Origin of the sequence: Streptomyces sp. NPDC058751, from assembly GCF_042746485.1 — a bacterium.
Taxonomy (GTDB): domain Bacteria; phylum Actinomycetota; class Actinomycetes; order Streptomycetales; family Streptomycetaceae; genus Streptomyces.
Genome location: NZ_JBHYPZ010000107.1, coordinates 1 through 1,562, shown reverse-complemented (window position 1 = coordinate 1,562; position 1,562 = coordinate 1). Strand labels below are relative to the sequence as shown.

Sequence of the window (1,562 nt, the reverse complement as noted above, 5' to 3'; positions counted from 1 at the left end):
CCACGCGCCAGCCCGTCACCCGCGACATACAGCTCACCCGCCACACCCACCGGCACCGGCCGCAACGCACCATCCAGCACAAACACCCGCGTGTTGGCGATTGGCCGCCCGATGTGCGGGATCTGTCCGTGTGCGAGGGGATCGCTCATGGTCGCCGTGACGGTCGCCTCGGTCGGGCCGTACGCGTCGATCACCCGACGGCTGCCCTCGGTCCAGCGCTGGGCCAGCTCCACGGCAAAGGCCTCGCCGCCGGTGATGACCGTACGCAGGGTGGGCACCCGGTCCGCCGGAACCGTGGCGAGCACGGGCGGCGGAAGCATGATGTGGGTGATGCCGCCGGCGGTGATCAGGGCGGCCAGTTCGTCGCCTGTCGGACGTTCGCCGAGGGGGACGAGCACGAGCGTGGCTCCCGAGAGCAGGGTCTGCGTCATGTCCGCGACCGCCGCGTCGAAGTTCGGGGAGAGGACCTGCAGCGCCCTGCTGCCGGTGCCGAGTTCGGCCCGCCGGATGTGCTCCCCCATCACAGAGGCCACACCGGTGTGCGGGACGACGACGCCTTTGGGGCGGCCGGTGGAGCCCGACGTGTAGATGACGTAGGCCGGATGGCCGACGCCGAGCGCCGCCGTGCGGTCCTCGTCGGTCGGGTCGGTCGCGGCCGCCGCGGCCAGGGCGGCGAGAGTCTCGGCGTCATCCAGTAGCAGGCACCGGAGCGGGTCGCTCTGCTCGGCGACGACGCGCGCCGTCGTCTGCTGCGCCAGCACCAGGTCGGGGCGCGCGTCGTCGAGCATGTAGCGCACCCGGTCGGCTGGGTAGGACGGGTCGAGCGGCAGATAGGCGGCACCCGACTTGAGAATCGCGAGCATGGCCACGATCCACTGCTCCGAGCGCTCCGCCGAGAGGGCCACGAGGCTCTCCGGGCCGATCCCCAGGGCGATCAGATGGTGGGCCAGGCGGTTGGCGCGGCCGTTCAGCTCCCGGTAGGAGAGTCGGGTGTCGCCTGATTCGACCGCGATGGCCAGCGGGGTGTGCGCCACCTGCTCCTCGAACAGCGCGGGCAGAGTGCGCTGACGGGTGTCGTCGGCGGTGTCGTTCCACTCGCTCAACAGCAGGTGTCGTTCACCGGGTTCCAGTACGTCGAGTTCACTGATCGGACGCAGCGGCGCTGCCGCCACGGCGTCGAGCAGGCGGGCGAACCGGCGGACCATGGACTCGGCCGTCGTACGGTCGAACTGGTCCGCGCTGTATTCCAGGGCCCCGAGGAGACCGCCGGGTATCTGGGCACCGCGCAGGTCCTGCAGGTGGAAGCCGAGGTCGACCTTTGCGGTGGCATCTGCGACCGCGATCCCCTCGGCGGTGAGGCCGGTCAGACGCAGGGCGTCGGAGGCCCGGCTCCCGTCGCCGATGCCCATGGCGAGCGTCACCTGGAAGAGGGGGTGGCGGGCAGCGGAGCGCTGCGGGTTGACGGCCTCCACGAGGCGTTCGAAGGGGATGTCCTGGTGGGCGTAGGCCGCCAGGTCCGTCTCACGGACCCGGGCCACCAGCTCGGCGAAGGTCGGGTCACC

Annotated in this window: 1 protein-coding gene; it reads right to left on the bottom strand. The window is 71.4% G+C overall.

Going from position 1 to position 1,562, the window contains the following annotated elements:
- Positions 1 to 1,562 (bottom strand): AMP-binding protein (locus ACFW6B_RS41115; protein ID WP_386605062.1); only part of this gene is annotated, 1,562 nt, incomplete at both ends.